Origin of the sequence: Pseudomonas graminis (genome assembly GCF_900111735.1) — a bacterium.
Classification (GTDB): Bacteria; Pseudomonadota; Gammaproteobacteria; order Pseudomonadales; family Pseudomonadaceae; genus Aquipseudomonas; species Aquipseudomonas graminis.
Genome location: NZ_FOHW01000015.1, coordinates 45,378 through 70,308 on the forward strand (window position 1 = coordinate 45,378; position 24,931 = coordinate 70,308).

25 protein-coding genes and 2 tRNA genes are annotated in these 24,931 nt (G+C 59.7%); 18 read left to right on the forward strand and 9 right to left on the reverse strand.

Features of this window, described 5'->3' with window-relative positions; translation table 11 throughout:
• The first annotated feature begins 10 nt into the window (after window positions 1-10).
• Window positions 11-1,342: a S41 family peptidase gene (locus BMY98_RS13155; protein ID WP_074889810.1), complete on the forward strand. Its 1,332-nt coding sequence runs from the start codon at window positions 11-13 to the stop codon at window positions 1,340-1,342.
• 1 nt (window position 1,343) lies between these two features.
• On the forward strand, window positions 1,344-2,144 hold the full coding sequence (locus tag BMY98_RS13160; RefSeq protein ID WP_074889812.1) for a divergent polysaccharide deacetylase family protein: 801 nt from the start codon (window positions 1,344-1,346) through the stop codon (window positions 2,142-2,144).
• 34 nt (window positions 2,145-2,178) lie between these two features.
• Here the strand turns inward: BMY98_RS13160 and BMY98_RS13165 are convergent, their stop codons facing one another.
• From BMY98_RS13165 to BMY98_RS13195, 7 genes are all read right to left on the reverse strand, one after another.
• On the reverse strand, window positions 2,179-2,934 hold the full coding sequence (locus tag BMY98_RS13165) for a substrate-binding periplasmic protein (protein ID WP_074889815.1): 756 nt from the start codon (window positions 2,932-2,934) through the stop codon (window positions 2,179-2,181).
• Between the two features lie 125 nt (window positions 2,935-3,059).
• Window positions 3,060-3,830 carry an imidazole glycerol phosphate synthase subunit HisF gene (hisF, locus tag BMY98_RS13170; protein ID WP_074889818.1) on the reverse strand — a complete coding sequence of 257 codons (771 nt, stop codon included), beginning with the start codon at window positions 3,828-3,830 and terminating at the stop codon, window positions 3,060-3,062.
• Window positions 3,831-4,000: 170 nt separating this feature from the next.
• Complete coding sequence (gene hisA, locus BMY98_RS13175; RefSeq protein ID WP_074889821.1) at window positions 4,001-4,738, reverse strand: 1-(5-phosphoribosyl)-5-[(5-phosphoribosylamino)methylideneamino]imidazole-4-carboxamide isomerase; 738 nt, start codon at window positions 4,736-4,738, stop codon at window positions 4,001-4,003.
• Between the two features lie 92 nt (window positions 4,739-4,830).
• A complete protein-coding gene (locus BMY98_RS13180) occupies window positions 4,831-5,091 on the reverse strand; it encodes a DUF2164 domain-containing protein (RefSeq protein WP_074889824.1) in 261 nt (86 codons plus the stop codon).
• The gene (hisH, locus tag BMY98_RS13185; protein WP_074889826.1) at window positions 5,091-5,729 is read right to left on the reverse strand and encodes an imidazole glycerol phosphate synthase subunit HisH; all 639 of its coding nucleotides are present in this window, start codon (window positions 5,727-5,729) and stop codon (window positions 5,091-5,093) included. The genes BMY98_RS13180 and hisH overlap by 1 nt, the downstream gene beginning before the upstream one ends.
• A complete protein-coding gene (gene hisB / locus BMY98_RS13190; RefSeq protein ID WP_065987388.1) occupies window positions 5,729-6,322 on the reverse strand; it encodes an imidazoleglycerol-phosphate dehydratase HisB in 594 nt (197 codons plus the stop codon). The genes hisH and hisB overlap by 1 nt, the downstream gene beginning before the upstream one ends.
• A 266-nt stretch (window positions 6,323-6,588) precedes the next feature.
• Window positions 6,589-8,250, reverse strand: coding sequence for an OFA family MFS transporter (locus BMY98_RS13195; RefSeq protein WP_074889829.1), 1,662 nt, complete (start codon window positions 8,248-8,250; stop codon window positions 6,589-6,591).
• A gap of 332 nt (window positions 8,251-8,582) precedes the next feature.
• On the opposite strand from BMY98_RS13195, the gene BMY98_RS13200 reads away from it, so the two are divergent.
• The 4 genes from BMY98_RS13200 to BMY98_RS13215 all read left to right on the forward strand — a co-directional run bounded on the left by BMY98_RS13200 (window position 8,583) and on the right by BMY98_RS13215 (window position 12,484).
• Window positions 8,583-10,811 carry an AsmA family protein gene (locus BMY98_RS13200; RefSeq protein ID WP_074889830.1) on the forward strand — a complete coding sequence of 743 codons (2,229 nt, stop codon included), beginning with the start codon at window positions 8,583-8,585 and terminating at the stop codon, window positions 10,809-10,811.
• Between the two features lie 158 nt (window positions 10,812-10,969).
• Complete coding sequence (gene mutY / locus BMY98_RS13205; protein ID WP_074889832.1) at window positions 10,970-12,037, forward strand: A/G-specific adenine glycosylase; 1,068 nt, start codon at window positions 10,970-10,972, stop codon at window positions 12,035-12,037.
• Window positions 12,034-12,306: an oxidative damage protection protein gene (locus tag BMY98_RS13210; RefSeq protein ID WP_074889835.1), complete on the forward strand. Its 273-nt coding sequence runs from the start codon at window positions 12,034-12,036 to the stop codon at window positions 12,304-12,306. The genes mutY and BMY98_RS13210 overlap by 4 nt, the downstream gene beginning before the upstream one ends.
• A gap of 102 nt (window positions 12,307-12,408) precedes the next feature.
• A tRNA-Phe gene (locus BMY98_RS13215) sits at window positions 12,409-12,484 on the forward strand.
• 242 nt (window positions 12,485-12,726) lie between these two features.
• Here the strand turns inward: BMY98_RS13215 and BMY98_RS27625 are convergent.
• On the reverse strand, window positions 12,727-13,146 hold the full coding sequence (locus BMY98_RS27625) for a glycine zipper domain-containing protein (protein WP_074889838.1): 420 nt from the start codon (window positions 13,144-13,146) through the stop codon (window positions 12,727-12,729).
• Between the two features lie 663 nt (window positions 13,147-13,809).
• Between BMY98_RS27625 and BMY98_RS13230 the strand changes: the two genes are divergently transcribed.
• The 5 genes from BMY98_RS13230 to BMY98_RS13250 all read left to right on the forward strand — a co-directional run bounded on the left by BMY98_RS13230 (window position 13,810) and on the right by BMY98_RS13250 (window position 16,802).
• Window positions 13,810-14,397: a DUF433 domain-containing protein gene (locus tag BMY98_RS13230; protein WP_175514166.1), complete on the forward strand. Its 588-nt coding sequence runs from the start codon at window positions 13,810-13,812 to the stop codon at window positions 14,395-14,397.
• Window positions 14,394-14,801 carry a PIN-like domain-containing protein gene (locus BMY98_RS13235; protein ID WP_074889846.1) on the forward strand — a complete coding sequence of 136 codons (408 nt, stop codon included), beginning with the start codon at window positions 14,394-14,396 and terminating at the stop codon, window positions 14,799-14,801. Before BMY98_RS13230 ends, BMY98_RS13235 begins: the two co-directional genes overlap by 4 nt.
• Before the next feature lie 140 nt (window positions 14,802-14,941).
• Window positions 14,942-15,601, forward strand: coding sequence for a hypothetical protein (locus tag BMY98_RS13240; RefSeq protein WP_074889849.1), 660 nt, complete (start codon window positions 14,942-14,944; stop codon window positions 15,599-15,601).
• Window positions 15,602-15,665: 64 nt separating this feature from the next.
• The gene (locus BMY98_RS13245) at window positions 15,666-16,160 is read left to right on the forward strand and encodes a hypothetical protein (RefSeq protein ID WP_074889851.1); all 495 of its coding nucleotides are present in this window, start codon (window positions 15,666-15,668) and stop codon (window positions 16,158-16,160) included.
• 18 nt (window positions 16,161-16,178) lie between these two features.
• Window positions 16,179-16,802, forward strand: a complete 624-nt coding sequence (locus tag BMY98_RS13250; RefSeq protein ID WP_083398785.1) for a cytochrome b — start codon at window positions 16,179-16,181, stop codon at window positions 16,800-16,802.
• Between the two features lie 174 nt (window positions 16,803-16,976).
• Here the strand turns inward: BMY98_RS13250 and gabP are convergent, their stop codons facing one another.
• Window positions 16,977-18,368, reverse strand: a complete 1,392-nt coding sequence (gene gabP, locus BMY98_RS13255; protein ID WP_074889854.1) for a GABA permease — start codon at window positions 18,366-18,368, stop codon at window positions 16,977-16,979.
• Between the two features lie 496 nt (window positions 18,369-18,864).
• On the opposite strand from gabP, the gene BMY98_RS13260 reads away from it, so the two are divergent.
• The 7 genes from BMY98_RS13260 to BMY98_RS13290 all read left to right on the forward strand — a co-directional run bounded on the left by BMY98_RS13260 (window position 18,865) and on the right by BMY98_RS13290 (window position 24,508).
• Window positions 18,865-19,638: an ABC transporter ATP-binding protein gene (locus tag BMY98_RS13260; RefSeq protein ID WP_074889857.1), complete on the forward strand. Its 774-nt coding sequence runs from the start codon at window positions 18,865-18,867 to the stop codon at window positions 19,636-19,638.
• 13 nt (window positions 19,639-19,651) lie between these two features.
• A complete protein-coding gene (locus BMY98_RS13265) occupies window positions 19,652-20,416 on the forward strand; it encodes an ABC transporter substrate-binding protein (RefSeq protein WP_074889860.1) in 765 nt (254 codons plus the stop codon).
• A gap of 67 nt (window positions 20,417-20,483) precedes the next feature.
• Window positions 20,484-21,179, forward strand: coding sequence for an ABC transporter permease (locus BMY98_RS13270; RefSeq protein ID WP_065987400.1), 696 nt, complete (start codon window positions 20,484-20,486; stop codon window positions 21,177-21,179).
• Window positions 21,176-21,865, forward strand: a complete 690-nt coding sequence (locus BMY98_RS13275; RefSeq protein ID WP_074889863.1) for an ABC transporter permease — start codon at window positions 21,176-21,178, stop codon at window positions 21,863-21,865. Before BMY98_RS13270 ends, BMY98_RS13275 begins: the two co-directional genes overlap by 4 nt.
• 156 nt (window positions 21,866-22,021) lie before the next feature.
• Window positions 22,022-23,227, forward strand: coding sequence for a methyltransferase (locus tag BMY98_RS13280; RefSeq protein ID WP_074889866.1), 1,206 nt, complete (start codon window positions 22,022-22,024; stop codon window positions 23,225-23,227).
• A gap of 295 nt (window positions 23,228-23,522) precedes the next feature.
• Window positions 23,523-23,598, forward strand: a tRNA-Thr gene (locus BMY98_RS13285).
• A 22-nt stretch (window positions 23,599-23,620) separates the two neighbouring features.
• On the forward strand, window positions 23,621-24,508 hold the full coding sequence (locus BMY98_RS13290; protein ID WP_074889868.1) for a hypothetical protein: 888 nt from the start codon (window positions 23,621-23,623) through the stop codon (window positions 24,506-24,508).
• Window positions 24,509-24,931: the final 423 nt, after the last annotated feature.

Sequence of the window (24,931 nt, forward strand, 5' to 3'; positions counted from 1 at the left end):
TTCGTAAGACATGCTGTTTTCGTCCCGCCTCACCTCGCTGGCCCTGACTATCGCCGTGGTTATCGGCGCTCCTCTGGCCCAGGCTGCCGGTGCCGCCCCTGCTCCTGCGCCCGCCGCCACTGCGCCCGCCAACGCCGCGAACATCAAGGCGCCGCTGCCGCTCGACGAGCTGCGCACCTTCGCCGAGGTCATGGACCGGATCAAAGCGGCGTACGTCGAACCCGTGGATGACAAGACCCTGCTGGAAAATGCCATCAAGGGCATGCTCAGCAACCTCGACCCTCACTCCGCTTATCTGGGCCCGGAAGATTTCCAGGAGTTGCAGGAAAGCACCAGCGGCGAGTTCGGCGGGTTGGGTATCGAAGTGGGCGTCGAAGACGGCTTCGTCAAAGTGGTCTCCCCTATTGATGACACCCCTGCGTCCAAGGCCGGCATTGAGGCAGGTGACTTGATCGTGAAGATCAACGGCACGCCGACCCAGGGCCAGACGATGCAGGAAGCCGTGGACAAGATGCGCGGCAAGCTCGGCGAGAAGATTACCCTGACGCTGGTGCGTGACGGCGGCACCCCGTTCGATGTGACGCTGGCGCGCGCGACCATTCAGGTCAAAAGCGTGAAGGCGCAAATGCTGGAGCCGGGTTACGGCTACATCCGCATCACCCAGTTCCAGGTCAAGACCGGTGAAGAAGTCGGCAAGGCACTGGCCAAGCTGCGCAAGGACAACGGCAAGAAGATGAGCGGCCTGATCCTCGACCTGCGTAACAACCCGGGCGGTGTCTTGCAGGCGGCGGTTGAAGTGGCTGACCACTTCCTGACCAAGGGCCTGATCGTTTACACCAAAGGCCGCATCGCCAACTCGGAACTGCGCTTCTCGGCAGATCCCGCCGACGCCAGCGAAGGCGTACCTCTCGTCGTGCTGATCAACGGTGGCAGCGCCTCGGCGTCGGAAATCGTCGCCGGCGCCCTGCAAGACCAGAAGCGCGGCATCCTGATGGGCACCGATACATTCGGCAAAGGCTCGGTGCAAACCGTTCTGCCGCTGGCCAACGACCGCGCACTGAAGATCACCACGGCGTTGTACTACACGCCTAACGGTCGCTCGATTCAGGCCCAGGGCATCAACCCGGACATCGAGGTCAAACGCGCGAAGCTCACCGCCGAAGCCGATAGCGACAACTACAAAGAGGCCGATCTGCTCGGCCACCTGGGCAACGGCAACGGCGGCGCGGACAAGCCGACCACCAAAGCCAAGGCTGGCAAGGCGCGTCCGCAGGACGATGACTACCAGATGAACCAGGCGCTCAGCTTGCTCAAGGGCTTGAGTGTCACGCGCGGCAATTGAGGTGCGCGTCTGGTTAACCGGGCTCATCTGCGCCCTTGCCGTGACGACGGGTGCTGCACACGCAGCGCCCGCCGAATCCTCAGCGACCGGCGGCAAAGCGCCGAAGGTCGCTTATCTCAGCTTGATCATCGACGATCTCGGACAAAACCCTGAACGGGACAGCCGCGCGCTGGCCCTTCCCGGCCCCGTGACGCTGGCGATCATGCCCGACACGCCCCATGCCACCGAATTTGCCCGTCAGGCGCACAAGGCTGGCAAGACGGTCATGCTGCACATGCCCATGGACCCGGCGACCGGGCCATACGCCTGGCATCCCGAACTGCCGCTGCCCGAACTCGAATCGCGTCTGAACGCCGCGCTGCTGAAAGTCCCCTACGCCGCCGGCATCAACAACCACATGGGCAGCCGTATGACGGCGGAGCCGGTGGCCATGGGCTGGCTGGTGGGCGAGTTGCAGCGCCGCCACCTGTTTCTGGTGGATAGCCGCACCAGCGCCAAAACCGTTGCCGCCGCCGAGGCGCAGAAAATCGGTCTGGCGAGCGTGTCCCGCGACGTCTTCCTGGACGACGAGCGCACTGCAGAGGCCATTAGCGGCCAGCTTCAGACGGCAATTAAACTGGCGCATAAGCAAGGCTCGGCGGTGATGATCGGCCATCCCTATCCGGTAACACTGGATGTGCTTGAGCGCGAGCTGCCCACGCTTAAATCCCAAGGGATAGAGCTGATCGAGATCCGCCACATGGTCACTGAGCGCGGAAATGAGGCGATGGCCGGCCATGGCAAGAACGGGCGTTATCGCTAGGCCGAAGGCGTTTCGCCAGAGGTGCTGGAAGTCATTAGAGGTACTTGGCGAAAATCGAATCGACCACGCCTTCCTTGCGCAGCTGATCCAGCGCACGTTGCAGCCGCTGGACCACTGCATCCGGGGTTTCTTTGTTCAGGGCCAGAAACAGTTCAGCACTGTTGAAACGCAGCACGGTTTTCAATCCCGTGATGCCTTCTTGCCGCGCCAGGTATCGCCCCGCCGGATCGCCAGTGGCCCATAAGTCGAGCTGACCGTCGACCAGTTTTCTGGCGTTGTCTTTGTCGCTGAGCACCGTGATCGGCTTCATGCCCTGACGCGCAAGCTCCATCGCAATGGCGTCGCCTTTATAGGCGCCGATGCGGTAAGGCCGCGCTGCCTCAAGCGTGCTCAGCTGGATCGTGCTGTCAGCGCGCGCCAGCAGAATCCAGTCGTCGGGGCCGATCGGTCCGACCCACTTGAAGAGCTTTTCGCGCTCGGGCAATCGCGCGGTCACGAACACGCCGTAACCGGGATTTTCCATCGCCAGTTTGTAGATGCGATCCCAGGGAAAGCGCAGGGTCAGGTTGTAGCCGATGCCGGCGCGCTTGAAGGTTTCGCGCACCACCTCGACGGCGATGCCCTTGATGTTGGCTTCCTGGGCGAAATTCTTGCCGTCGGTGGCCATGTTGTAAGGAGGGAAGTTTTCGGTCAGCAGGACCATTGAATAGGCAGGCGTATCGTCGGCCCGGACGGCTCCTGACAGCAACGTCGCGACGCTGATCAGTGCGAGAAAAACACCTTTGAACATATCCCTGGCACCTGATCCTGACGACGGCAAAAGAGTGCCGCTAACGGCCTGCAAAGTCCAGTTCTGCGGCGGGCGTGGTCGGTTTCAGAGCGAACGTGCCTCGTCGCTCTGAACCACGCAGCCATTCAGCGAACCACGATCCCTTGCGCCGCCATGAACGCCTTGGCTTCCGGCACGGTGTATTCGCCGAAGTGAAAGATACTCGCCGCCAGCACCGCGCTGGCATGACCTTCCAGCACGCCATCTGCCAGATGCTGCAGATTGCCGACGCCGCCGGAAGCAATGACCGGGATGCCAAGGGCATCGCTGATGGCACGGGTCACACCCAGGTCGAAGCCGTTCTTCATACCGTCCTGGTCCATGCTGGTGAGCAGGATTTCGCCTGCGCCCAGGTCTTCCATCTTCTTCGCCCACATGACAGCGTCCAGACCGGTCGGCTTGCGACCGCCGTGGGTGAAGATTTCCCAGCGCGGGGTTTCGCCGGGAAGCGAGACCTTCTTGGCATCGATGGCTACCACGATGCACTGCGAGCCGAAGCGGGCAGCGGCTTCACCGACGAACTCGGGGTTGAACACCGCCGCGGTGTTGATCGAAACCTTGTCCGCACCGGCGTTCAACAGGTTTCGAATGTCCTGCACGGTGCGCACGCCGCCGCCCACGGTCAGCGGGATGAACACCTGACTGGCCATGCGCTCGACGGTGTGCAGCGTGGTGTCGCGGCCATCGACGCTGGCGGTGATGTCGAGGAAGGTAATTTCGTCGGCACCCTGCTCGTCATAGCGCCGGGCAATCTCGACCGGATCACCGGCGTCGCGGATGTTCTCGAACTTCACGCCCTTGACCACACGGCCGTTGTCGACGTCGAGGCAAGGGATGATGCGTTTGGCGAGGGCCATGGGCCGGTTCTCCGAAAACGGTTGGGAATCTGCCCAACATCACAGCTTCTGAATTTGGAGCCCGCTTTTGTAGGAGTGAGCTTGCTCGCGATAGCAGTCTGTCAGGCTTACGTTTGCTGACTGACACGGGGCATCGCGAGCAAGCTCACTCCTACAGGGGAGCGTGCCAGTCAGCCTTTGTACGAATCACAAAACGCCTGGGCCTCAGCCACATCCAGCGTGCCTTCATAGATCGCACGGCCGGTGATTGCGCCGATGATGCCCGGTGCCTTGGCGTCGAGCAGGGCCTTGATGTCGCCCAGGTTATGAATGCCGCCCGAGGCGATTACCGGAATGCGGGTCGCGGCGGCCAGCGCGGCGGTGAACGGGACGTTGCAGCCCTGCATCATGCCGTCTTTGGCGATATCGGTATAAACGATGGCCGAGACGCCGTCGGCTTCAAAGCGCTTGGCCAGATCGATCACCTGCACGGTGCTGACTTCAGCCCAGCCGTCGGTGGCGACGAAGCCGTCTTTGGCATCCAGGCCCACGATCACTTTGCCCGGGAACGCCCGGCAGGCTTCGGCGACGAAGTCAGGGTCCTTGACCGCTTTGGTGCCAATGATCACGTAACTCACGCCGGCTTTGACGTAGTGCTCGATGGTTTCCAGCGAACGAATCCCGCCGCCGATCTGGATCGGCAGTTTCGGGTAACGACGCGCAATCGCCGTCACGACGTCGCCATTGACCGGCTGGCCTTCGAACGCACCGTTCAGGTCAACCAGATGCAAGCGACGGCAACCGCCCTCTACCCATTTGGCAGCCATGCTCACCGGATCATCGGAGAACACCGTGGAATCTTCCATCCGACCCTGGCGCAGTCGTACACAGGCACCGTCTTTTAGGTCGATCGCGGGAATAATGAGCATGCTTTTTCCTTCGTCAAAAGAGCTGCGAGCCGCGCGCTTTACGCTGCAAGACTGCGCATCTATCAATTCTTGCAGCTCGAAACCTGGCGTTTCTAGCTGCTCTTCTCCAACGCCCACAGGTCGCTTTCGATGCTTTCGAAACGCTCCTTGAGGTGCGTCTGAACATCGAAGATCGCCCGGTTGTAGTAATGCGGCGCGATCTCGCGGGTGAACAATTCCAGAATTTCAGCCGCTTCGAACGAACCCAGGTCCAGCTCGAAACGGTCTTCCATGAACCGCTTGACCGTGTGGCACGCCTCGCTCTCCTGCTCGGGAGTGAGGGTCAGAATCGGCGGTTTGCTCTTCTTGCTCATTACCTGCGGCCGTCCCACGCCGCGAAGTTCTGCAGCAACTGCAGGCCATGGGTGTGGCTCTTCTCGGGGTGGAATTGCACGGCGAAGCGTGAGCCATCGGCCAATGCAGCGGCGAAGTCATGACCGTAATGGCCACGACCGACGATCTGCTGCGCGTTCGGCGATTCGATGTAGTAGCTGTGTACGAAATAGAACCGCGCCATGTCCGGAATGTTGGCCCACAACGGGTGGTCGACGGCCTGCGCCACTTCGTTCCAGCCCATGTGCGGGACTTTCAGGTGCTCGCCGTCTTCGTGAAGATCCTTCCCGAAGAAGCGCACCTGGCCGGGCAAAACGCCGATGCAATCGACGCCGCCACTCTCCTCGCTGCGCTCCATCAACGCCTGCATGCCCACGCAGATGCCGAGAAATGGCCGGTCCTGACTGACTTCACGCACCAGGGCATCGAAGCCCAGGCGACGAATTTCCGCCATGCAGTCACGAATCGCGCCGACACCGGGAAACACGATGCGGTCAGCTTCACGGATCACGTCGGCATCGCTGGTGATCAGCACGCGACCGGCGCCGACGTGCTCCAGCGCCTTGGCAACCGAGTGCAGATTGCCCATGCCATAGTCGATAACGGCAACGGTCTGCATTACAGCACGCCTTTGGTCGACGGCATCTGGCCAGCCATGCGGTCGTCGAGCTCTACCGCCATGCGCAACGCACGGCCGAACGCCTTGAAGACAGTTTCGATCTGGTGGTGGGTGTTGTGGCCGCGCAGGTTGTCGATGTGCAGCGTGACGTTGGCGTGGTTGACGAAGCCCTGGAAGAATTCCTGGAACAGGTCAACATCGAAGCCGCCGACGGTAGCGCGGGTGTAAGGGACGTGCATCTGCAGGCCGGGCCGACCGGAGAAGTCGATGACCACGCGCGACAGCGCTTCATCCAGCGGGACGTAGGCGTGGCCGTAGCGACGGATGCCTTTTTTGTCGCCAATGGCTTTGCTGAACGCTTGACCCAGCGTGATGCCGACATCTTCCACAGTGTGGTGATCGTCGATATGCAGGTCGCCTTTGCATTCGATGTCCAGATCGATAAGCCCGTGACGGGCGATCTGGTCGAGCATGTGCTCAAGGAAAGGAACGCCGATATCGAATCGGGACTTTCCGGTGCCATCCAGGTTGATCGAGGCTTTGATCTGGGTTTCCAGGGTGTCGCGCTCGACGAACACCATACGTTCGGCCATCACCAACTCCGCAAAATCATTGGGCGAAAAGGCGGCCATTATAGGCGTGTGGCGGGGAAACAGAAACATGAAGCGAGCAATGCCGGACCGAGGGGAATGGCACTGACGAGGATGTACATGTCTGTACAAATGGACAAGGAGCCGGCTTGCTGGAGAACGCGGTGCGTCAGTTCAAATAATTTGCCTGACACATCACGGTTCGCCAGCAAGCCGGCTCCAAAGGGTGCGGGGTAAGCCTGAATCTTCAGGCCGACACCGCCAGGGCCTTAGTGAAACAACACCGCAGTCTTCTGCAGAGTGATCCACACGCCCCATGCCAACGGAATGCCCACTGCCAGCCAGGCCAGAATCGCCAGTGGCTTGGTGCTTGGATCGGCTTTCCATTCCAGCGAAGTGCTGTGATCGGCGCCGACATCGTGACCGAAAGCTTGCTCAGCCTTCAATTGCTCGTCAGTCATGAAGTACTTGTCGGCCACCGGACGCACCAGCAGATTGCAGATGAAGCCCAGCACCAGCAGCCCCGCGAGGATGTACAGGGTGATGTCGTAAGCATCGGCACGTGCAACGCCGTGGCTCAACTGATACTCACGCAGGTAGTTCACCAACACAGGGCCGAGCACGCCGGCCGCAGCCCATGCGGTCAGCAGACGACCATGGATCGCACCGACCATTTGCGTACCGAACAGGTCAGCCAGGTAAGCCGGAACGGTTGCAAAACCGCCGCCGTACATCGACAGCACGACGCAGAACGCCGCCACGAACAGCGCAACGCTGCCCAGGTGACCCAGTGTCGGTACCGACGCGTAGAGCAAAAAGCCCAGCGCGAAGAACACGAAGTAGGTGGCTTTACGGCCGATGTAGTCCGAGAAGGATGCCCAGAAGAAACGACCGCCGATGTTGAACAGGCTCAGCAGACCGGTGAAGCCCGCCGCGATGGCCGCGATGGCCGCCAGTTGCGAAGCATCCAGCTGCCCGAACGGCTGATCGGTGCCCAGCAGCTTGCCGCCGAACACTTCCTGCAGCAGTGGCGAAGCCATGCCGAGGATACCGATACCCGCCGAAACGTTCAGGCACAGCACCAGCCAGACCAGACGGAATTGCGGAGTTTTCCACGCAACGCTGACGTGCACGTGGCGATTGGTGATCATCGCGCTGTTGGCTTTCTTCGCCGGAGCGGTCCAGCCTTCAGGTTTCCAGCCGGTAGGCGGAACGCGGTACGACAGCGCGCCGCCGATCATGAAGATGAAGTAAATCACCGCCATCACCGCGAAGCTCTGCCAGACACCGACGCTGTCAGGCGTGGCGAAGTGGCTCATCAAAGCGGTTGCCAGCGGAGCGCCAACCATCGCGCCACCGCCGAAACCCATGATCGCCATACCGGTCGCCATACCGCGCTTGTCCGGGAACCACTTGATCAGCGTCGAGACCGGCGAGATATAACCCAGGCCCAGACCGATACCGCCGATCACGCCCGAGCCGATCCACATCAGCCAGATCTGGTGCGTATAAACGCCCAGCGCCGAGATCAGCAGACCACCACACCAGCACAGTGCCGATACGACACCGGCCTTGCGCGGGCCCGCGTGTTCCAGCCAGCCGCCCCAGATGGCTGCGGAGCAACCCAGGAAAATGAAGAACAGGGTGTAGATCCAGCCGAGCATGGAGATCGGCCAATCACAGCTGGACGAAATGACCTGCTCGAAGAAACCCATGTCAGCCGGGCAGGCGACAGCGGTCTTGATGCCGATTGCCTTGGACAGCGGCAGCCAGAACACCGAGAAACCGTAGGCCATGCCGATACACAGGTGGATTGCCAATGCAGCTGGCGGAACCAGCCAACGGTTGAAACCGCGCTTGGCGATAATGCGCTCTTTGGACAAGAACGCAGGCTGAGCGGCAGTGCCGCCCAGAGCAGTGCTCGTAGTCATCTTATTTGTTGCCCCCAATTTATAGTTTTATCCCGCAAGAACAGCGATATAGCTCCGCCACCACTCTTAAAGCACACAGGCCTTGGTGGTTTATCGGCAGCACATCTCTTTACGTGACAATTCGACGCAGCAAAGCTGGCGAATGGCGCGAGATTACCATTTGCGGCCTAAAAGAAAGCATTCTGCTATTACCTTTTTAGCGCCGTCTGTCACTGTGCAGGTCGCCTGACAACTCGATGGGCGGCGTCTGTGGCGATCCAGAACCCGATGCCTGCGTGAGGACGCTATACTCGCGGGCTAAATTTTGAACGACTCGACACAAGGACTCGCCCATGAAAGCGTTCGGCAAAATCCTGGGGCTCACTCTTCTCGGGCTGTTGCTGATCATCGTGGCTCTCGGCTTTGCCCTGACCCACTTTTTTGATCCCAACGACTACAAAGACGAGATTCGAAAACTGGTTCGCGATCGCGCCCATGTCGAGCTGACGCTCAATGGCGATATCGGCTGGAGTCTGTTTCCGTGGCTTGGCCTGGAGCTGCACGACGCCAGCGTCGCCACCTTGAGCGAGCCGTCCAAGCCCTTCGCCGACCTGCAGATGCTCGGGCTGTCCGTGCGCGTGCTGCCGCTGCTGCGCAAGGAAGTGCAGATGAGCGACGTGCGCGTCGAGGGCCTGAATCTGACGCTGACCCGCGATGAAAACGGCCACGGCAACTGGGAAGACATCGGCAAGGTCCCCGCCACTGTGGCCAATCCTGCCCAGCCGCCGGCCGCGCCTGATGCGCCGGCCGATACCGCGTCGGCCAAGCCTGACAAGCCATGGCAGCCGCTCAAGCTGGACATCGACAGCCTGACCGTGAACAACGCGCGGATCGACTTCAACGATATTCCCAAGGCCCGGCAGTTTACCGCCGAGAGCATTCAGCTGAGCACCGGCCCGATTCACAACGCGACCGATATCCCGCTGAAACTGACTGCCTTCCTCAGCACCAATCAACCCGTCGTGCGCACCAAAACCGAACTGACCGGCAAGCTGCGCTTCGATCGCGCGCTCAAGCGTTACCAGCTCGACGACATGCGTTTCTCCGGCGATGTGACGGGCGATCCGCTGCAGGGCAAGACCCTGACGTTCTCTGCCCAGGGCCAGTTGCTGGCAGACATGTCCGCCAACGTCGCGGAGTGGACCAACCTGAAGCTGTCCGCCAACCAGCTGCGCGCCCTCGGCGAGTTGCATGTGCGTGATCTGGACAAGACCCCGCAGCTCACGGGCGGTATCTCGATTGCCCAGTTCAACCTGCGCGACTTCCTCGACAACATCGGTCAGCCTGCGCCAACCCTTGGCGACGGCAGCCTGAACAAACTGGAACTGGTCACCCGCATCGCGGCAACGCCCAACAGCGTGGCGCTGGATGACCTCACGGTGAAACTCGACGACAGCACCATCAGCGGTCACATCGCTGTGGAGGATTTCGCCAAGCAGTCCCTTCGTCTTCAACTCAAGGCCGACACGTTCAACGCCGACCGCTATCGCATGCCCGAGAGTGAACAATCCAAGGGCGCAGGCGCCGCTCGCAAAGCCGAAGTTCAGGGCGCCGAGGCCGAAGCCATGGTTGCATCGGGCACCTCCCCTTTGCCGAATCAGCCAACCCAAGGCGCCTGGAGTGACGCGAAGCTGCTGCCGATCGAGCGCCTGCGCAAACTGGACGTCGATGCCGATCTGAGCTTCGGCAAGCTGACCCTGGAGAAACTGCCGATCCAGAATGCGGCGCTGAAAACCTCGGCGCTCGACGGCGTGATCACGGTCAACAGCCTGCGCGGCGATCTGTACAACGGTAACTTCGAGGTCAAAGGAAATCTCGACGCGCGTCCCGAGGTGCCGCTGGCGAGCGTTCAGACCCGCATCGCCAAGGTGCCGGTGGAGCACTTCATTCAGAGCCAGGGCACCACGCCGCCTCTGCGCGGCCTGCTCAACCTCACCAGCGACGTGACCGCCAAGGGCAACAGCGAGAAGGCGCTGGTCGAGAGCCTCAACGGTACCGCCAGTTTTGCACTGAACGACGGCGTGCTGGTTAACGCGAACCTTGAGCAGCAGCTCTGCCGTGGCATATCGACGCTTAACCGCAAGACCTTGAGCGGCGAACCGCGCGGCAAGGACACGCCCTTCCAGCAGCTCAACGGGAATCTGGTGTTCCGCAACGGCGTGGCCAGCAACCCGGATCTGAAAGTCCGCACCCCGGGCCTGACCGTCAACGGCGATGGCGACATCGACCTGCGCGTCATGGGCATGAATTACCGCGTCGGCGTGATCATCGAAGGCGACAAGAGCGACATGCCGGACCCCGCCTGCGAAGTGAACCCGCGCTTTGTCGGCATCGAATGGCCGGTGCTCTGTCGTGGCCCGCTTGAGATGGGCGCCAAGGCCTGTCGTCTGGATAACGACGGTCTGGGCAAGGTCGCTGCGAAACTGGCAGGCGACCGGATTGGCGACAAGATTGATGAAAAGCTGGGGGACAAGGTCAGTCCCGAGCTCAAGGACGCGATCAAGGGATTGTTCAAGCGTTAAGCCCATTCAACAGGCGCTGCAGAACGAACTGTAGGGCGCGCTTGCCCGCGAAGGCTTCAGGTCAGGGACCATTTGTGTCGCTGCCCCAACCCATTTGCTGGCAAGCGCCCTTTGAAGTGAGCGATGCAACCCCACTTTCTTGATCACCGGAACCCTTGATGCAACCCGAGCAGTTCTCATCCGCCGTTATCGACTGGTACGACCGTCACGGCCGTCACGATCTCCCCTGGCAACACGACATCACCCCGTACCGCGTGTGGGTGTCGGAAATCATGCTGCAGCAAACCCAGGTCAGCACGGTGCTGGGCTATTTCGATAAATTCATGGAAGCGCTGCCCACCGTGCAGGCTTTGGCCGAAGCGCCGGAAGATGAGGTCCTGCATCTGTGGACCGGTCTGGGGTACTACACCCGTGCGCGCAACCTGCAGAAGGCCGCGAAAATCGTGGTGGCCGAGCACGGCGGTGAATTCCCCCGCGACGTGGAAAAGCTCGTAGAGCTGCCCGGTATCGGCCTTTCTACGGCAGGCGCGATTGCCAGCATCAGCATGGGCCTGCGCGCGCCGATCCTCGATGGCAACGTCAAGCGCGTGCTCGCCCGCTTCACCGCCCAGGAAGGCTATCCCGGCGAGCCCAAAGTGGCGAAGCAGATGTGGGCCACGGCTGAGCGCTACACACCGCACAGCCGGGTCAATCACTACACCCAGGCGATGATGGATCTGGGTGCCACGCTCTGCACCAGGACCAAGCCCAGCTGCCTGCTCTGCCCCCTTGAGCGTGGCTGCGAAGCGCACATGCTGGGTCAGGAAACCCGCTACCCCATCCCTAAACCGCGCAAGGTCGTGCCGCAAAAGCGCACCTTGATGCCCATCTTCGCCAACGACGAAGGCGCGATTCTGCTGTATCGCCGCCCTTCCACCGGGCTGTGGGGCGGGCTGTGGAGCCTGCCGGAGCTGGACGACTTCAACGACATGCAGCACCTGGCCAATCAGCACGCCCTCGAGCTGGGCGAGCCTCAAGCCTTGCCGGGTCTGATCCACACATTCAGCCACTTTCAGCTGAGCATCGAACCCTGGCTGGTCCGGGTGCGTGAGTCCGCCCATCACGTGGCCGAGGACGACTGGCTCTGGTATAACCTCGCCACCCCGCCGCGCCTGGGCCTTGCCGCCCCGGTGAAGAAACTGCTGAAAAACGCAGCCGACGTATTGAATGCAGGAGAGTCCTCATGACCCGCACCGTGATGTGCCGCAAATACAAAGAAGAATTGCCTGGCCTGGACCGTCCGCCGTATCCGGGCGCCAAAGGTGAAGACATCTTCAACCATGTCTCGCAGAAAGCCTGGGCCGACTGGCAGAAACACCAGACCCTGCTGATCAACGAGCGTCGCCTGAACATGATGAACGCCGAAGATCGCAAATTCCTGCAGACCGAGATGGACAAATACCTGTCCGGCGAGGAATACGCCAAGGCCGACGGCTACGTTCCCCCTGCCGAATAACCCATCGCAGACAGTGTTCGTCGTAAGCGGAGGAAATAATTCAGATTTTTTTCGACACCATGCTTGACGACCTCCTGAAAAACACGTTTAATGCGCCCCGTTGCCCAGATAGCTCAGTCGGTAGAGCAGGGGATTGAAAATCCCCGTGTCGGCGGTTCGATTCCGTCTCTGGGCACCACGTTCCGTTTTCAGGTGATGCCAAGCACATCTGAAAACACACAAGAAGCCCGCCTCGTGCGGGCTTTTTGCTTTCAATGGTTCCCCACCGCTCCCCTGTTAGCCCGGATAGATTTGAATGGATTCTTGAGCTCAGCGCCGGGTATGCGTGAAGACGCCCAGGTGCTGGCCGGCGTCTCCGACAAACGCACCTGTGTCGTCGCTCAAATCGCTCGATTGGAGATATGGGAGCAGATCGCCGGGCTATCGATCATGTTTGTTTTTCTTGTGCCCATGTCGCTTGCCGTGAGATCGGCTGTTGCCGCCGTCATCTGCCAAGTTGCTACCCACTGCGCCTCCGGCAGCGCCGCCTAAGCCGGCACCTATGGTTGACCCTGTTGAGCCACCCAACTGGTTACCAATGACAGACCCACCCGCTGATCCAAGTCCCCCGCCGATAGCCGCTTGGGTCTTGCTTCCCCTTTTGGCGCCTAAAGCTCCGCCAGCGGCTCCACCTACACCAGCACCCACCGCCGCGCCGGTGCTTCCACCCATTTGCTGTCCAATGACATTCCCGAGCGCGCCGCCTATGCCTCCGCCCACTGCAGACGTTCCATCCCCAGCCGCCAGCGCGCATTGAGCGCCAAGCATTCCTAAAAGCAGTACCGGTATAGTTATTCGCATGGATTCAATCTCAAGTGGGTGAAGTAGTCCCTCGGAGTAACATCGAGCAGGACTAAAACGTTTGCGCTGGACGGGGCTAGGGAGATTCAACTCAGAGTATGTCCAACGGTATGCTCATACCCACACATCGGCTGCCGTGGATAAAGCTTGATAGGGTAGACCTCCTGGCGGGTGGCCAGCGCCGGGATGGACAGGCACAAGGTATTCCTATTCGCTACCGAGCTATCGGAGGCTTTATGGCAACCTTCCCTCACCCATCACACCTGCAGCGTACCTACCGCCACCGCAATCTCGCTGATAGCCATATTTACACGCCCGGCGTCGTAGGCCCGGTATTGCAGCGCTCCCCCAAAGATTCACTGGGTGCCAAATCCATTAACTACAGCGCCTGGGCAGCGTCGCAGCCCTGCACGCAGAACGCGATGATCAGGCCCCCCCTCCACGCCCTCACCTTTTTTACAATTTTCCACTGAGCAGTCGCCCAAGATCAGTTGAACGAGACTCTGTTCAACCTCAGAATGCATTTTTTTTAAGCAACCGCGGACACGGGAGGTGTGCATGAAGACTGTCGAAACGTCGAGCCGCCTCATTGGGGTCGGCGTGTACACGCCCTCAGAAGCAGCCCTCTACACAGGCATACCCGCCAAGGACATTCGCAGATGGCTGTTCGGCTATAAGGCGGATGGTGTGGAGCACTCCGGTCTGTGGCTACCTGAAGTGGGTGTCGGGGACGAGAAGCTGCTTGGCTTCCACGATCTGCTTGAGATCAGATTTGTCCATGCCTTTCGAAAGCACGGAGTAAGCCTTCAAGCTATTCGCGCGGCATCAAGACAAGCCAAGGAAATTTTTAACCAGCACTATCCGTTCACCTGCAGAAGATTCCAGACTGACGGCAGGAGCATATTCGCCACCGTGTTTGACGAGACTGGCGACGAGGCGATCCTGGATCTGGCGAAACGTCAGTACGCATTCAGGCAGGTCATCGCGCCTTCGCTGTATGAGGGCATTGACTACACGGGCGAGGGAAAGGCGCAGCGTTGGTATCCGGTCAAGCGCAGCAAGGCAATTGTGCTCGACCCGAAGCGTAACTTTGGAAAACCGGTGCTCTCCTCCGCTGGTGTCGATACGGCGTCGATTTATCAGGCTTATCTGGCGGAAGGCCAGGACGCAAAACGTGTGTCTGTGATTTTCGAAATTCCGACCGCGGCAGTGGACGCTGCGGTGACCTATGAGCACAGGATTGCTGCTTGAATTTTCTGATCGATAACAATCTTCCACCGTCCATTGCCAGAGCCTTGCACGAGCTGTGCAGAGGCGAAGGCCAAGTCGTAATCCCGCTCAGGGACAGATTCCCCGCCGACACAAGTGACATTCACTGGATTACCGAGCTCACTGCCGAACGCGGTTGGGCTGTGGCGTCACAAGACAAGTTCTCCAAAGGAAACGTCGAGCGGCAAGCCTTCAGAGAATGCGGCCTGCCGGTTTTCTGTCTTGCCAAGCGATGGGGCCAGACAACCTACTGGAGTAAGGCTGAAAATCTTGTCCGCTGGTGGCCTGCCATTATTCGACAGGCGGAACTGATATCGGGCGGTGCGGCATTCAAGGTTGCCTGGAGATTTTCAGCACCCGGGAAGTTTGAGCAATTGAAAATGTAGCCTCGCATCAGACTTGCCCCTTGCGATTCCGTCTCTGGGCACCATAAATACCGAAAAACCCCTGCATCGAAAGATTCAGGGGTTTTTTATTGGGCGCGATTTATTAACATCGTTGACCCGAGCCGACCAAGGAGCCCGTTATGGCATCTGTCAGCAAGCAACAGAAACGCGCGAAGCGCGCCAAGACCAAAGCCAAGGCGCAGCGTGTCGCCCGCCAGCATCCGCAGACCGTCAACCCGATCGTGCCAGATTACTTCATGCCTGACTTCTTGTCGGACGACGAAGCGGCGCTGTTGGACGACGATACCCTGCTAAAGAATTTCGTAGAGCCCGACATCCTCGAAACCATGGACGAAGAAGCGCGGGAGGCGATGGCGGCGGTGATCAGGGGCGAGGACATCGAGATGTCGCTCACTGAAGACGAAATGCTGCTGATGGAGGTTTACCAGTCCCCTGCCCCACTGCCGTCTCAAGAGCAGCGACTCGCCCATTACGAAGTGCTCAAGCTTGCCGAGCAGCAAGGGCCCCTGGACCTGCTTGACGCCTTTGCCAGAGGCCCCATAGCTGCCCACGCTTTCTACGACATCAACTTCGACGACTACCTCGACGTCCTGGTGAACACGCTTGGCGCCTACTGGATGTGGGCCCACGGACTGGACGAGGCGGCCGTTCGTGCGCGTATCCACGACGATGATTTCTACGAGGCCTTCCGCGCGGTTCTCGACGAGATCGAGATGGAATCCACACTGGAGATGCTGGGGGTCGACCGCAACAAGCACGACGAACCGGCTAAAGACTGAATACAATACGCGCCCGATGATCCTGGGCCATGCGAATGGCTGCACCGCACAAGGAACCGCCGTCATGGCCTCCCCCGACAAACAGCAAAAACGCGCCCAGCGTGCAAAGGCCAAGGCCAAGCAGAACCGTTCAGGCAAGGCGCGGCCGAGCGTCATTCACCCGGTGCTCAACCATGCGTTCGTCAACGAGCCCTTCGATGACGTAGAGATCGACCTGAGCACGTTCGACTTCAAAGACATCGAAGAAAACGGTTTCGACCCTGCTGATTTCGACGACCTGTTCGAAGCAATGAAGCAGGCCGAATCCATAAGCTTACTGGCGCTGTGCGTGGTCTTCCTGCAGTACCCGGTGCTGGAGTTGGTGATCGCCGAAGAAGACGAAGAGCCGGCGACCGACTTCATGATGGGCCTGCTGATTACCTACCGCGGGCTCTTCCATGAGGAAGATGAAGACTCGGCTGTTGAATGGATTGGTAGCGACGCCTTCCAGACTGCCTACAACGAAGCGTCCGTGATCCTGCAGAAAAAGAATGCGAAAGGCGCAGGCGGGCGTTCTTAAAAGCGTTTTTTGATTTACATGACCCCGGTCAAAACGGTAGCTTTGCGCCATTACGAGAATGCAACTCCTTCTCAACTAAAGGCTGCCGTTTTGACACCTCCAAACACCGCTTCGCCTGAACAGTCTTCAGGCGAAACGAGCGCTTACTCCCGAACCCGAATTTTCCTGCATTGGCTGTCTGCCACCGTCATCCTGTGGGCGACGTTCAGTGGATTCGGCGTGGCATTGCTCGATCAGAGCGACCCTATTCGGCAATGGGTCGAGTGGTTCAACCCGCAGCTGACCAGCCTCTTCATTCCGTTCTTTGTCTGGCGGTTGTGGCTGGCGATCAAGGCGCCCTCATTTTCCACCGCTAAAAACGCTCAGGCGCGACTGGCGAGCGCTGCGCACAAGGCGATCTATGGGACGGTGGCCGGCGTTTTGATTACCGGGGTGCTGATGATGAGCCACCCTGTGATGCTCCTGGCGCTGGTGCCGCTGCCACAGCTCATTCACTCGAAGATCGCGCTGCTGGAGCTGCATCAGGTCCATCACGTCTTGTGTGCGGTGTTGGCAGGTTTGGTGGCGCTGCATCTGGCGGCGGTGGTGCTGCATCAGGTGCGGGGCAAGTCGGTGTTAGGGAGAATGCGCGGAACAGTGTAGGAGCGCGCTTGCCCGCGATGACTTATCAAAATTCAATAGAGATGGGCCTGCGAGGCCACTATCGCGAGCAATCCCCGCGCTCCTCAGGACCCAATCATCAGCACAAAAAAAGCCGCCATCATCCCTGATAGCGGCTTCTCAACAGCGGTCGGTCACAACCGACTTACTCCCCCATCAATTCATCACAACCTTGCCTGCCTTCCCCGCCTTGCGACGGTTCGACACGATCAAACCGGCCGCCACGACCAGGATGCTCAGCAGCCCGGTGGCAATGATTTCCATGCGGTGGCCTTCCTGGAACAGCATGATGGTCAGCACGGCGACGATGAATACGATGACCACCCAGGTCAGGCCGGGGAACAGCCACATGCGGAAGTCGATGGCCTGGCCTGCTGCTTCACGCTTGCGGCGCATACGCAGTTGGGACACGGCGATGACCAGATACACCAGCAGCGCGATTGCGCCCGAGCTTGCAAGCAGGAAGTCGAACACCGCCGCAGGTGCGACGTAGTTGGCGAACACGGCAGCAAACGCCGCGCCGGTCGAAAGCAGGACCGCCCAGTAAGGCGTGCCGGCTTTGGTGGTGCGCTGGGAAACAGCAGGCGCGTCGCCACGTTTGCCGAGGGAAAACAGCATGCGTGAAGCCGTGTACAGCGCCGAGTTCAGGCAGCTGGTCACTGCGACCAGCACGACGATGTCGACGATCAGCTTGGCATTCGGAATGCCCATCAGATCGAGCACGGTCTGGTACGAACCTACTTCAGCCAGACGGCTGTCGTTCCACGGCACCAGCGAGACGACGAGGAAGATCGAAAGCAGATAGAACAGGCAGATCCGCCAGATCACCGAGTTGGTGGCCTTGGTGATTTGCTCGCCAGGATTCTTCGATTCTGCCGCCGCGATGGTGACAATTTCAGTCCCCATGAACGAGAACATGGTCGTCAGCATCGCCGCCAGTACGGCGCCCATACCGTTAGGCAGGAAACCCTGCGTGTCGTACAGGTGACCCACGCCGCTGACCTGGCTGTTCGGCAACAGACCCAACACCGCCGCAATGCCCAGCAGCACAAAGCCAATGATCGCGATGACCTTGATCAGAGCGAACCAGAACTCGAACTCTCCGTAGTTCTTCACGCTGAACAGGTTGGTCGCGGTGAGCAGCAGGGTGATCACCAGCGTGAATGCCCAGATCGCCACGTTCGGGAACCACGCGTGCAGGATGGTCGCGGCGGCGTTGGCTTCCAGCGGAATGACCAGCACCCAGAACCACCAGTACAACCAGCCGATGGTGAAGCCGGCCCAGTGCCCGATCGCGCGGTCGGCGTAGGTCGAAAAAGAACCGGTGTCTGGCGAAGCGACGGCCATTTCCGCCAGCATGCGCATCACCAGCACCACCAGCGTACCTGCGGCGCCGTAAGCCAGAAGCACGGCCGGCCCGGCTTCGGCGATCGCGTGGCCGGAGCCAACGAAGAGGCCGGCGCCAATAACGCCAGCGATAGAGAGCATCGTGATGTGCCGCGGTTTGAGCCCTTGTTCAAGGTTTGAAGCGTTGGGTGTACTGCTCATGGAACCAACCTTAGAAGGATTTTTGTACGGATCAGGACGCGTGTCGGCTCTTCGTAAAGAGAACACAACAGTCTGTTATTTATTTTTTACGCAAGAATTGCGCCAGAATGTTTCAGATACGACGTCGCGGCGGGATACGGCAGCTCCAGACGATTTCCGCAAGTCCATGAATGCAATAGCAATTCGCCAGCCGCGTAGGAAACGTTACCGAGCGCAACAGGAGAGAGACGATTGGCCGCACCGAAAATACACACTTAGGACGAAACGGCACCAAATAAGCGCACTAGAATGGCCTGCGATCCCTCCCGTGGCCGAAACACCCTTCCCCACGGCGGTTAAAGCTGGCACCATCGCGCCCTTTTTGCGCAACGGCACTGAGCCGGCGCCCATCAAGCTCATCTTTGATAAGCCTTCGCGCTCTGCGCCTGTTGCGCCCCCCAGGCGGCGTCCAACTGGCCAACCGGATGAGCCCACCGCATACATACGAGGACTGAACATGGCCGAGGCCACGCCCGCCCTGGAAATCCGCAATCTGCACAAGCGCTACGGCGAACTCGACGTGCTCAAGGGCATCTCGCTGAGTGCGCGCGATGGCGACGTGATCTCGATTCTGGGTTCGTCTGGTTCAGGCAAGTCGACGCTGCTGCGCTGCATTAATCTGCTGGAGAACCCCCATCAGGGGCAGATTCTCGTGGCAGGTGAAGAGCTGAAGCTCAAAGCCACCCGCAAAGGTGAACTGATCGCCGCCGACAACCGTCAGATCAACCGCCTGCGCAGCGAGATCGGCTTTGTCTTTCAGAATTTCAATCTCTGGCCGCACATGACCGTCCTCGATAACATCACCGAGGCGCCGCGCCGAGTGCTGGGGCAGAGCAAGGCTGAAGCCACCGAAGTCGCCGAAGCGTTGCTGGCCAAAGTGGGAATCGCCGACAAGCGTCATGCCTATCCTGCACAGTTGTCGGGCGGTCAGCAGCAACGTGCCGCCATTGCGCGCACGCTGGCGATGCAGCCCAAGGTCATTCTGTTCGATGAGCCTACATCTGCCCTCGATCCCGAGATGGTGCAGGAAGTGCTTAGTGTTATTCGTGGCCTGGCCGAAGAAGGCCGGACCATGCTGATGGTGACCCACGAAATGAATTTCGCCCGCCAGGTGTCCAGCGAAGTAATCTTCCTGCACCGTGGGCTGATAGAAGAACAAGGATCGCCAGACCAGGTCTTCGATGACCCACGGTCGGCGCGCTGCAAACAATTCATGTCCAGCAATCGCTAACGGAGCAACATCGATGCAGACCCTGAGAAACATTCTGTTGGCCGCTGCCGCCACCCTGGCCATGGCCTCCAGCGCCTTTGCTGCCGACACCCTGAAAATGGGCATCGAGGGCGCCTACCCGCCGTTCAACAACAAGGACGCCAGCGGTCAGGTGGTGGGCTTTGACGTGGAGATTGGCAACGCACTGTGCGCCAAGATGAAAGTGACCTGCGAAACCGTCACGTCCGATTGGGACGGCATCATTCCGGCGCTGAACGCGCAGAAGTTCGATTTCCTGATTTCGTCGATGTCGATCACCGAAGAACGCATGCAGGCCGTGGATTTCACCATTCCGTACTACTCCAACAAGCTGCAGTTCGTCGCGCCAAAAACCACGAATCTGAGCGGCGACCTGGCCGCCATCAAGGAAACGTTGAAGGGCAAGACCATCGGCGCCCAACGCGCGACCCTGTCCGGCACGTGGCTGGAAGACAACTGGGGCGACGACGTGACCGTCAAGCTGTACGACTCCCAGGAAAACGCCTTTCTCGACCTGGCGTCGGGCCGCCTCGACGCACTGCTTGGCGACAAATACGCGAGCTACGAGTGGCTCAAAGGCAAGGAAGGCCAGAGCTTCGAGTTCAAAGGTGACCCGCTTCCGGTTGACGACAAGATCGGCATCGCTGTGCGCAAAGACGACCCGCTGCGCGACAAGCTGAGCGAAGCCCTGAAAGAAATCATCGCCGACGGCACCTACAAGAAGATCAACGACAAGTACTTCCCGTTCAGCATCCTCTGACCTGCCTGACCATCGCCGCCGTTTGCCCGCGCAGACGGCGGCGTCTGCCCTCTAGACAAACAACGCCATGAACTTCGATCTCTATGGATTCGGCCCGGCCCTGGCCGCCGGCATGCTGATGACCCTCCAACTTGCGCTGTCGGCCCTCTGCCTGGGGCTGGTCCTCGGCCTGCTCGGGGCGCTGGCGAAGACTTCGCCGAATCGTGCCTTGCAGTGGCTGGGCGGCACGTATTCCACGCTGGTGCGCGGCATCCCCGAATTGCTGTGGGTGTTGCTGATCTACTTCGGCACGGTCAGCTCGATGCGGGCGATCGGCAAGCTGTTCGACATTCCGAATCTGTCGCTGAGTGCTTTCGCGGCCGGCGTCATTGCCCTGGGCCTGTGCTTCGGCGCTTACGCCACCGAGGTGTTTCGCGGCGCCATGCTGTCGATCCCGAAGGGCCATCGCGAGGCGGGGCTGGCGCTGGGCATGTCCCGCTCACGGATCTTCTTCAAACTGGTGATGCCGCAGATGTGGCGCATTGCGCTGCCGGGACTGGGCAATCTGTTCATGATCCTGATGAAGGACACCGCGCTGGTCTCGGTCATCGGCCTTGAAGAGGTCATGCGTCACGCGCAGATCGCCGTCACGTCCACCAAGCAGCCTTTCACCTTCTATATGGTCGCGGCGCTGATGTACCTGTGCATGACCGCGCTGTCGATGATCGGCCTGGCATGGCTGGAGAAACGCGCGTCTGTGGGTTTTGCGAGGAGTGCGTCATGAGTTGGGAATTCGTCCTCAAGTGGCTACCGAAACTGCTGCACGGCGCCACTGTGACGCTGGAACTGGTCGCCGTCGCGGTGATTGCGGGCCTCATTCTCGCCATACCGCTGGGCATCGCCCGTGCGTCGCGTAACGCCTATGTTCGGGCGCTGCCTTACGCCTACATCTTCTTTTTCCGCGGCACGCCGCTGCTGGTGCAGCTGTTTCTGGTCTATTACGGCCTGGCGCAGTTCGACGCCGTCACCAAAGGGCCGCTGTGGCCTTATTTGCGCGACCCGTTCTTCTGCGCCGCGCTGACCATGACGCTGCACACCACCGCCTACATCGCGGAGATCCTGCGCGGCGCCATTCAGGCCGTGCCGCCAGGCGAAATCGAAGCGGCTCGCGCACTGGGCATGTCCAGAGGCAAAGCGCTGCTGTACATCATCCTGCCCCGTGCCGCACGCATCGGCCTGCCGGCATACAGCAACGAAGTCATTCTGATGCTCAAGGCCAGCGCGCTGGCGAGCACCGTGACCCTGCTCGACATCACCGGCATGGCCCGCACCATCAACGCGCGAACCTACATGCCGGAGCAGACTTTCCTCATCGCCGGGTTGATCTACCTGGTGATGTCGTTCGTGCTGGTGCAAGGCTTCAAACTGCTTGAGCGCTATTTGCGGGTGGACGCCAGCCAAGGGCGGTGAGCCTGCTGCGCACTCCCGCAGAGAATACGGTCCCTGTAGGAGTGAGGTTGCTCGCGAAAGCGTCACCTCAGCCACCAAAGATCGCTGTGCCTGATAAACGCGCTCAGGCACTGATTCACCGTATGCTGCAACGCATATCCCGACTGCCCTAATCAAATGCCACTCACACCCGCGCAACTCCAATCCCGATTCACCGCGCTCGATGCCTTCCTGCTGGAGCATCAGGACCTGTGGCGCCCGCGACCCTTCACCCATCGCCATCTGCCGTGGGAATCGCAGCACCCGGAGCTGGCGAGCTGGCTGCGACAACGTTCGCTCGAAGAGGCGGAAGCGGCACACAACCATCCCGAACAGCTCGATGCGCCGCAGCCCTTTATTCACCTGGCCTCGCTATCGAAGGCATTAAGCGAGATCGACCCGCTGCCACCCATGAGCCTGGAGACTGTGTCAGCGCGCATGAGCGTCGACGTACCCGGCCGCAAGTGGCAACAGATCGAAGCCTTCGCCAGCCGCTTGAGCTTTCAGCGACAGCCAACCCACTGGCTGGACTGGTGCTCTGGCAAAGGCCACCTCGGTCGGCGCCTCGCTCATAGGGGTCAAGCACTGACCTGCCTGGAATACGACCCACAACTGGTTGAAGCAGGACGGCAACTCAGCGACAAACTGGGCATCACCGCGGACCATCTGCATCAAGACGTCATGGCCGCCGATGCCGGCGCGCGCCTCGAAGCGCATCACACGCCAGTCGCCCTCCACGCCTGCGGCGACCTTCATGTGCGCCTCATGCACCTCGCCAGCGACGCCCGCTGCCAACAACTGGCCATCGCGCCCTGCTGCTACAACCGCATCACCGGCGAGCACTACCGCCCGATATCCCGGCAGGGCAAAGCGTCCACGCTCATGCTCTCCATCGACGACCTCGGCCTGCCCCTCAGCGAAACCGTCACCGCTGGCGCCCGCGTGCGCCGCCAGCGCGACACCTCCATGGCCCGACGCCTCGGCTTCGACCTGCTACAGCGAGAGCTGCGCGGCGTCGACGACTATCTGCCAACGCCATCGCTGCCCAGTGCCTGGCTCGACAAACCCTTCGCCGACTACTGCCGCGACCTCGCCGAACTCAAGCAACTGCCCTACCCCGGCACTCAGGACTGGACGGCCCTTGAAGCGGCGGGCTGGGCGCGTCTGGCCGAAGTGCGCAACCTCGAATTGCTGCGCAACCTCTTCCGCCGCCCCCTGGAAATGTGGCTCATCGTCGACCGCGCGCTTTATCTGACTGAGTCCGGGTACGAGGTGCACATTGGCACCTTCTGCGACAGCAAAGTCACCCCGCGCAATCTCCTCATTCTTGCAGACCGACCATGAGCGTTTTTTGACGCGCGCGCCTGTGGATAAGTCTGTTGATGAAATTCCAGCGAACGCCCGGAAATCCTGCTTTGGAAGGGATGTAACCATTTGTTCATTTTTTGGCCAGCGTAAAATTGGCGCTAAAACAGTAGCTTGCGAACGATTGAGAATGGTTCCTGAATCTGACCGATCGTCGCCTTCGGTTTGTGCGGATTGTGAATAACGGTAATCACCTTCCGGCATAAGGGCGGCGAAAAAACTGAAATTAGGGCTTTACTCGCCAGATCAAATCCCTATAATCAGCGCCCACAACGCCGGTATAGCTCAGTTGGTAGAGCAACTGACTTGTAATCAGTAGGTCCCGGGTTCGACTCCTGGTGCCGGCACCATACAAATCAAAGGCTTGCAGCGATGCAGGCCTTTGTTTTTTGCGGCAGACGTAACAACCGACGTAACAAGCTGGTGATTTCGGAATTTCCGCAGAGTGGGGATACGTCTGTGCTCGAAAGCGCGTTGAGTGTATTGGGACAGGGATGGCTTGGTACGCTGCTCGGAATCGGCGGAATCGTTTTTGCCTTTTTCACTTACGTCTGGACTCGCAGGCGCACTAGGCTCGCTTACGTTTTCTTCGGCGAACATCTTTTGGGTAGCGCTACAGATGCTCTTCCTGCGGCGATAGATGTTCAGTACGACGGGGTCAGCATACCTCGCCTTTCGAAAAGCCAAATCATCATCTGGAATGACGGCGAAAACATCATTCCTGGTACAGATATCGTCACTAAAGATCCGCTTCGGTTGCAGGTGGGGGATGACGGCAAAATTCTGTCCGTTTCAGTGATCAAGACCAGCAGGGATGTCATCGACGTTAAGCTGGTTGACCAGGACCATCCCTCTCAGGTTCTGCTTACGTTTGATTATCTGGATGCAAACGACGGTTTCGTAATCGAGATTTTGCACACCAGCACCGATCGTAAACCAAGTGTTGAAGGGACGTTGAGGGGCCTGCCTCAAGGTATCAGCAACTATGGGCAGTTCACGCGGCCGAAGCCCCAGAAGGCAACGAAAGGCAAAATCTTTAAAGCGCTCAACGTTATTTTTTCCCCGCCAGTCTTCGTGATTATAGGTTTCCTGTTCGCGGTCTTCGGCCCTCACCCGGCATTCCTCACACGCCCCGATAGTATGGGCGCGTTATCAACAGTGGCGGGGGCGGCAAGCGGTCTTTTAACCCTGTGGGTGGGCAGAAGGTGGGAGGGTCGGCGTAAGTACCCCAAAAGCCTGCATCTGGAAGCGCTTGAGTGAAAGCGAGGGCCCGAAGCAAGCGTGATAACAACTGCGCACGCGGATGCTTTTGTATGGCTGAGCACTAAATCACCGCACCGCCTGCGGCGCAGCCAATTTTATGTTGACCCACGGGAAACCAGTTAGAAAAGGCAGGTTTTGCCCCGTCCTCCTGAAGCCTACGGAATTAAAGGGCTGTGGAGTTTCGAGAAGGGTTAGGTTTATAAACAGGATAAGTTAGGAACTAACCTTTTCTAACTGTTAGAAACCACGAATAAAATATCCTTATAAAACAATCACCTAACCACTACCCCCCATTTCTCCTAACCCTATTCTAACCTCGCGAAATAAGCGTCTACCCCCCGTCGTTATTGGGTTTGGCCTCTTGCGCAACTCCTCAAATAAAACCTAACCATTTTCCCGTGGCTGAACCTAGAAACAGCC